General features: G+C 67.9%; 13 protein-coding genes and 1 pseudogene. All 14 read right to left on the reverse strand.

Annotated elements, in window-relative coordinates; translation table 11 throughout:
* Positions 1–194 (reverse strand): annotated as a pseudogene (locus DZF91_RS29475) (preprotein translocase subunit SecY); the annotation flags it as partial.
* 185 nt (positions 195–379) lie between these two features.
* Positions 380–841, reverse strand: coding sequence for a 50S ribosomal protein L15 (gene rplO / locus DZF91_RS29480; RefSeq protein WP_117360375.1), 462 nt, complete (start codon positions 839–841; stop codon positions 380–382).
* Between the two features lies 1 nt (position 842).
* Complete coding sequence (gene rpmD / locus DZF91_RS29485) at positions 843–1025, reverse strand: 50S ribosomal protein L30 (protein ID WP_117360376.1); 183 nt, start codon at positions 1023–1025, stop codon at positions 843–845.
* A complete protein-coding gene (gene rpsE / locus DZF91_RS29490; RefSeq protein WP_026414317.1) occupies positions 1022–1645 on the reverse strand; it encodes a 30S ribosomal protein S5 in 624 nt (207 codons plus the stop codon). The genes rpmD and rpsE overlap by 4 nt, the downstream gene beginning before the upstream one ends.
* 34 nt (positions 1646–1679) lie before the next feature.
* Positions 1680–2066, reverse strand: coding sequence for a 50S ribosomal protein L18 (rplR, locus tag DZF91_RS29495; RefSeq protein WP_117360377.1), 387 nt, complete (start codon positions 2064–2066; stop codon positions 1680–1682).
* A gap of 2 nt (positions 2067–2068) precedes the next feature.
* Positions 2069–2605 carry a 50S ribosomal protein L6 gene (gene rplF / locus DZF91_RS29500; protein WP_117360378.1) on the reverse strand — a complete coding sequence of 179 codons (537 nt, stop codon included), beginning with the start codon at positions 2603–2605 and terminating at the stop codon, positions 2069–2071.
* A gap of 17 nt (positions 2606–2622) precedes the next feature.
* Complete coding sequence (rpsH, locus tag DZF91_RS29505; RefSeq protein WP_117360379.1) at positions 2623–3021, reverse strand: 30S ribosomal protein S8; 399 nt, start codon at positions 3019–3021, stop codon at positions 2623–2625.
* A gap of 127 nt (positions 3022–3148) precedes the next feature.
* On the reverse strand, positions 3149–3334 hold the full coding sequence (locus DZF91_RS29510; protein WP_018657585.1) for a type Z 30S ribosomal protein S14: 186 nt from the start codon (positions 3332–3334) through the stop codon (positions 3149–3151).
* A gap of 4 nt (positions 3335–3338) precedes the next feature.
* On the reverse strand, positions 3339–3914 hold the full coding sequence (gene rplE, locus DZF91_RS29515) for a 50S ribosomal protein L5 (RefSeq protein ID WP_117360380.1): 576 nt from the start codon (positions 3912–3914) through the stop codon (positions 3339–3341).
* Position 3915: 1 nt separating this feature from the next.
* The gene (gene rplX, locus DZF91_RS29520) at positions 3916–4224 is read right to left on the reverse strand and encodes a 50S ribosomal protein L24 (RefSeq protein WP_117360381.1); all 309 of its coding nucleotides are present in this window, start codon (positions 4222–4224) and stop codon (positions 3916–3918) included.
* Positions 4224–4592 (reverse strand): 50S ribosomal protein L14, encoded by a 369-nt coding sequence (gene rplN / locus DZF91_RS29525; protein ID WP_026414311.1) that lies wholly within the window; start codon positions 4590–4592, stop codon positions 4224–4226. Before rplN ends, rplX begins: the two co-directional genes overlap by 1 nt.
* Positions 4593–4749: 157 nt before the next feature.
* Positions 4750–5022, reverse strand: coding sequence for a 30S ribosomal protein S17 (rpsQ, locus tag DZF91_RS29530; protein ID WP_117360382.1), 273 nt, complete (start codon positions 5020–5022; stop codon positions 4750–4752).
* Positions 5022–5264: a 50S ribosomal protein L29 gene (gene rpmC / locus DZF91_RS29535; RefSeq protein WP_117360383.1), complete on the reverse strand. Its 243-nt coding sequence runs from the start codon at positions 5262–5264 to the stop codon at positions 5022–5024. The genes rpsQ and rpmC overlap by 1 nt, the downstream gene beginning before the upstream one ends.
* Positions 5264–5683 carry a 50S ribosomal protein L16 gene (gene rplP, locus DZF91_RS29540; protein ID WP_117360384.1) on the reverse strand — a complete coding sequence of 140 codons (420 nt, stop codon included), beginning with the start codon at positions 5681–5683 and terminating at the stop codon, positions 5264–5266. The genes rpmC and rplP overlap by 1 nt, the downstream gene beginning before the upstream one ends.
* Positions 5684–5808 lie beyond the last annotated feature (125 nt).

Here is a 5808-nt window from a genome sequence, read left to right on the forward strand (position 1 = left end):
AACAGGTCCACCAACCCGTACAGCTGGTTGGACTTCTTGGCCGCGTCGGCCGTCTGCCTGAGCACCTCCACGTTCACGTTCGGGGTCGGCAGGTTCTGGCCGACCCGGAACACCACGATCATCAGAAGCGTGAACAGCAGCTTCTTACGCAGATCGGGCGTTCTGAAGGCCCGAGCGAACGCGGTCAGCACCATTCCTCCTGCGGAGCTTGCGGAAAATCAGCCCATGGGCAACGAAGGCGGGGGGCCGGACGCGAACGCCGGCCGCCACCGCCGGGGAGACTCTAACAGCAGATGAGACCGGGGCCGGTCCCCCCCGCGGCGGGCCCACCGGCCCGGACACGTGGTGGACTCTGGCCCCGGTCTCACGGGTGTCGATCTCAGAGCTGCTCGGCGCTGCCGCCGGCGGCCGTGATCTTCTCCTTCGCCGCGCCGGAGAAGGCGTGCGCCTTCACCTGGACGGCGACGGAGATCTCACCGGTGCCGAGGATCTTCACCGGACGGCCGGCGCGGACCGCGCCCTTGGCCGCCAGGTCCTCGGCGGTCACCTCGCCACCCTCGGGGTAGAGGGCGGCGAGCTTGTCCAGGTTCACGACCTGGAACTCGACCCGGTTCGGGTTCTTGAAGCCCTTGAGCTTCGGCACCCGGCGGATCAGGGGCATCTGGCCGCCCTCGAACCCGACGGGAACGGTGTTGCGGGCCTTGGTGCCCTTGGTGCCGCGGCCTGCGGTCTTGCCCTTGGACGCCTCGCCCCGGCCCTTGCGGGTCTTGGGGCGGTTGGCGCCGGGGGCCGGACGCAGGTCGTGCACCTTGAGCGGGTTGCCCTCGGTGGCGTCGGCCATGTCAGTCGACCTCCTCGACGGCGACCAGGTGGGCCACCGTCCGGATCATGCCGCGGAGCTGCTGGGAGTCCTCACGGACGACCGACTGGCCGATCTTCTTGAGGCCCAGCGTCCGCAGCGTGTCACGCTGGTTCTGCTTCTCGCTGATCACAGACTTGGTCTGCGTGATCTTCAGCTGGCTCATGACGCGGTGGCCTCCGTCCGGGCCTCGGACCCAGCGGCCCGCGCCCGCAGCATGGCGGCCGGCGCCACGTCCTCGATCGGCAGGCCGCGCTTGGCCGCGATCTCCTCGGGACGCTTGAGCTGCTTCAGTCCGTCCACGGTGGCGTGGACGATGTTGATCGCGTTGTCGGTGCCGAGCGACTTGCTCAGCACGTCGTGGATGCCGGCGCACTCCAGCACCGCGCGCACCGGGCCACCCGCGATCACACCGGTACCGGGGGACGCGGGACGCAGCAGGACGACGCCCGCGGCGGCCTCACCCTGGACGGTGTGAGGGATGGTGCCCTGGATCCGCGGCACCTTGAAGAAGTGCTTCTTGGCCTCCTCGACGCCCTTGGCGATCGCCGCGGGCACCTCCTTGGCCTTGCCGTAGCCGACGCCGACGGTGCCGTTGCCGTCACCGACGATCACCAGGGCGGTGAAGCTGAAGCGACGGCCACCCTTGACGACCTTGGCGACACGGTTGATCGCCACGACCTTCTCGATGTACGACTGGCCCTTGTCGGCGCCACCGCGGCGGTCGTCGCGGCGGCCGTCGCGACGGTCGCCACCCTGACCGCCACCACGCCTCTGCGCTGCCATCAGTGGTTCCTCTTCTCGTTGGTCGTGAGAGCCATCAGAGCTTCAGGCCCCCCTCACGAGCGCCGTCCGCGACGGCGGCGACGCGACCGTGGTACTTGTTGCCGCCACGGTCGAAGACCACAGCGGTCACTCCGGCGGCCTTCGCGCGCTCGGCGACGAGCTCGCCGACCTTGCGGGACTTCGCCGTCTTGTCGCCGTCGGTACCGCGCAGCTCGGCCTCCATCGTCGACGCCCACGCCACGGTGTGGCCCTTGGCGTCGTCGATGACCTGGACGAACATGTGCTGGTTGGAGCGCGTCACGACAAGGCGAGGACGCTCGGCGGTGCCGACGACCTTCTTGCGGACCCGCAGGTGCCGCCGCTTGCGGGCCAGCGCACGCTTCGACGTGGCCTTGCCGGCCAGGTGCTTCGTGCCTGCCATGACTACTTACCAGCCTTTCCGACCTTGCGGCGGATCTGCTCGCCCTCGTAACGCACGCCCTTGCCCTTGTACGGGTCGGGCTTGCGCAGCTTACGAATGTTGGCGGCGACCTCGCCGACCTTCTGCTTGTCGATGCCCTCGACGACCAGCTGGGTCGGCTTCTCCACCGTGAAGGTGATGCCCTCCGGCGGCTCGACCGTGATCGGGTGGCTGTAGCCGAGCGAGAACTCGAGGTTCTTGCCCTTGGCCACCACGCGGTAACCGACGCCCTGGATGACCAGGGTCTTCTTGTACCCCTCGGTGACGCCGACCACCATGTTGTTGATCAGCGACCGCGTCAGGCCGTGCAGCGCGCGGACCGTGTTGATGTCGTTCGGCCGCGAGACGGTCAGCTGACCGTCCTCCAGCGCGACCTCGATCGGCTCGGAGACGGTCAGGGACAGGGAGCCCTTGGGGCCCTTGACCGACACGTCACGACCGTCGACCTTCACCTCGACGCCGCCGGGCACGGTGATGGGGAGACGTCCAATGCGAGACATTCTGCGAATCCTCCCCTCTACCAGACGTAGGCGAGGACTTCGCCGCCCACGCCGCGCTTGCCCGCCTGCCGGTCGGTCATGAGGCCGGAGGACGTCGAGATGATCGCGACGCCCAGGCCGCCCAGGACCTTGGGCAGGTTGTCCTTCTTCGCGTACACCCGAAGACCGGGCTTGGAGACGCGCTTGATGCCGGCGATCGAACGCTCGCGGGTCGGGCCGAACTTCAGCTCGATCACGAGCTTCTTGCCCACCTCGGCGTCCTCGACGCTCCAGCCCGAGATGTAGCCCTCCTGCTGGAGGATCTCGGCGATGTGCGCCTTGATCTTCGAGTACGGCATCGACACCGAGTCGTGGTACGCCGAGTTAGCGTTCCGCAGACGCGTCAGCATGTCTGCGATCGGGTCGGTCATCGTCATGGCCTACTGGCCCTCCCTCGCCACGGTTTCCATCCGCCCGGCCCGCTCGCGGACGGGGCGGATGGACCTTTGGCGCGGTCATGGGCACCTTCGTCAGGTGCCCGGTGGTTATTACAGGCTGGGCTGGTTACCAGCTCGACTTCGTGATGCCCGGCAGCTCGCCCCGGTGCGCCATCTCACGGAAGCACACGCGGCACAGGCCGAACTTGCGGTACACGGAGCGCGGACGGCCGCAGCGCGAGCAACGGGTGTACGCGCGCACGCCGAACTTGGGCTTCCGAGCCGCCTTCGCGATGAGGCTCTTCTTGGCCATCTGCTCAGTTCTCCTTGAACGGGAAGCCCAGGAGCTTCAGCAGCGCCCGGCCCTCGTCGTCGGTCTTGGCCGTGGTCACCACGGTGATGTCCATACCGCGGACACGGTCGATCTTGTCCGGGTCGACCTCGTGGAACATGACCTGCTCGGTCAGACCGAACGTGTAGTTCCCGTTGCCGTCGAACTGCTTCGGCGACAGGCCGCGGAAGTCACGGATACGGGGCAGCGCGGTGGCGAGCAGCCGGTCCAGGAACTCCCACATGCGGTCGCCGCGCAGCGTCACGTGCGCGCCGATCGGCATGCCCTCACGCAGCTTGAACTGCGCGATGGACTTCTTGGCCCGGTTGACGGCCGGCTTCTGGCCGGTGATCGCGGCCAGGTCGCGGACGGCGCCCTCGATCAGCTTGGCGTCCTTGGCGGCGTCGCCGACACCCATGTTGACGACGATCTTCGTCAGGCCCGGCACCAGCATGATGTTGCTGTAGCCGAACTGCTCCTGCATGCCCTTGACGATCTCGTCGCGGTAGCGGAGCTTCAGGCGCGGCTGCGGCACGGGACGCTCGGTAACGGTCTCGGTCATCTCAGATCTCCTTGCCGCTACGGCGCGAGATCCGGACCTTGGTGCCGTCCTCGTTGACGCGGTAGCCGACCCGGACGGGCTTGCCGTCCTCGGCCAGCGCCACGTTGCTCACGTGGAGCGGCGCCTCGACGGTCACGCGGCCGCTCTCCTTGCCGGCTCGCTGCGCGTCGGCCTTGATGTTCTTCGTGATGAGGTTGACGCCCTCGACGACGACGCGCTCCTCACGCGGCAGGACGCGGATGACCTTGCCGGTCGCGCCCTTGTCCTTGCCGGCGATGACGACGACCTCGTCGCCCTTCCTGATCTTCATCACAGCACCTCCGGCGCGAGCGAGATGATGCGCATGAACTTCTTCTCGCGCAGTTCACGGCCGACCGGGCCGAAGATGCGGGTACCACGGGGGTCGCCGCCGTCCTTGATCAGGACGGCCGCGTTCTCGTCGAAGCGGATGTAGGAGCCGTCCGGGCGCCGGCGCTCCTTGCGGGTGCGCACGACGACCGCCTTGACGACGTCACCCTTCTTCACGCCCGCGCCGGGAAGGGCGTCCTTCACCGTCGCGACAATGACGTCGCCGACTCCCGCGTAGCGCCGACCCGAGCCACCGAGAACGCGGATGCAAAGGATCTCCTTCGCACCCGTGTTGTCGGCGACCTTGAGTCGCGACTCCTGCTGGATCACGTCAACTCCATTTCGTCACACCGGTTCTCCACTGGGCCTCGCCCGTGGAGCCTGGCGGAACCTTCACTGGTCTCCCCCCGAACGCGGGCCCTCACGGGGAGGGCCCGCCCACGGGAAGTCTGTCGGGAGGCGCCCCCGGAGGGGCGGAGCTCCCTGGTTACTTGGCCTTCTCGAGGATCTCCACCACGCGCCAGCGCTTGGTCGCCGACAGCGGGCGGGTCTCCATCAGGCGGACGCGGTCGCCGATGCCACACTCGTTGGCCTCGTCGTGCGCCTTGTAGTTCTTGGTGCGACGGATGACCTTGTGGTACTTCGCGTGCTTGACGCGGTCCTCGACGGACACGACCACGGTCTTGTCCATCTTGTCGGAGACCACCAGGCCCTCGAGCACCTTGCGGGTGGTGTTCCGCGCCTCGGTCTGCTCAGCCATTACTTCTCGCCCTCCTGCGACGTGCGCGGGTCGTCGACAATCCCGAGCTCGCGCTCGCGCATGACGGTGTAGATGCGCGCGATCTCGCGCTTCACCGTGCGCAGCCGCCCGTGGCTCTCCAGCTGCCCGGTCGCGGCCTGGAAGCGGAGGTTGAAGAGCTCCTCCTTGGCCTCCTTGAGCTTGGTGACCAGCACGTCCTCAGGCTCGGTCCGCAGGTCATCGGCGGTAAGACCCTTGGCCATCAGGACTCACCCACCTCTCGCTTCACGATCTTGCACTTCATGGGCAGCTTGTGGATCGCGCGGGTGAGCGCCTCCCGAGCGATCTGCTCGTTCGGGTAGGAGATCTCGAACATCACGCGGCCCGGCTTCACGTTGGCCACCCACCACTCGACCGAGCCCTTACCGGAACCCATGCGGGTCTCGGCGGGCTTCTTGGTCAGCGGGCGGTCCGGGAAGATGTTGATCCAGACCTTGCCGCCACGCTTGATGTGGCGGGTCATGGCGATACGCGCGGCCTCGATCTGCCGGTTGGTCACGTACGCGGCCTCGACGGCCTGGATGCCGTACTCACCGAAGGTGACCTTGGTGCCGCCCTTGGCCATGCCCCGGCGCTTCGGGTGGTGCTGCTTGCGGTGCTTGACCTTACGAGGGATCAGCATCGGTCGGTTCAGCTCCCCTCACCAGTCGGAGCAGCCTCGGAGGCGGGGGCCTGCTGCTCGGTGTTCTGCTGCTGACGGGGCGCGCGGTCGCCGCCGCCGCCCTGGCCGCCACGGCCGCCGCGGCC

Source organism: Actinomadura logoneensis (assembly GCF_003428695.1).
Lineage (GTDB): Bacteria > Actinomycetota > Actinomycetes > Streptosporangiales > Streptosporangiaceae > Spirillospora > Spirillospora logoneensis.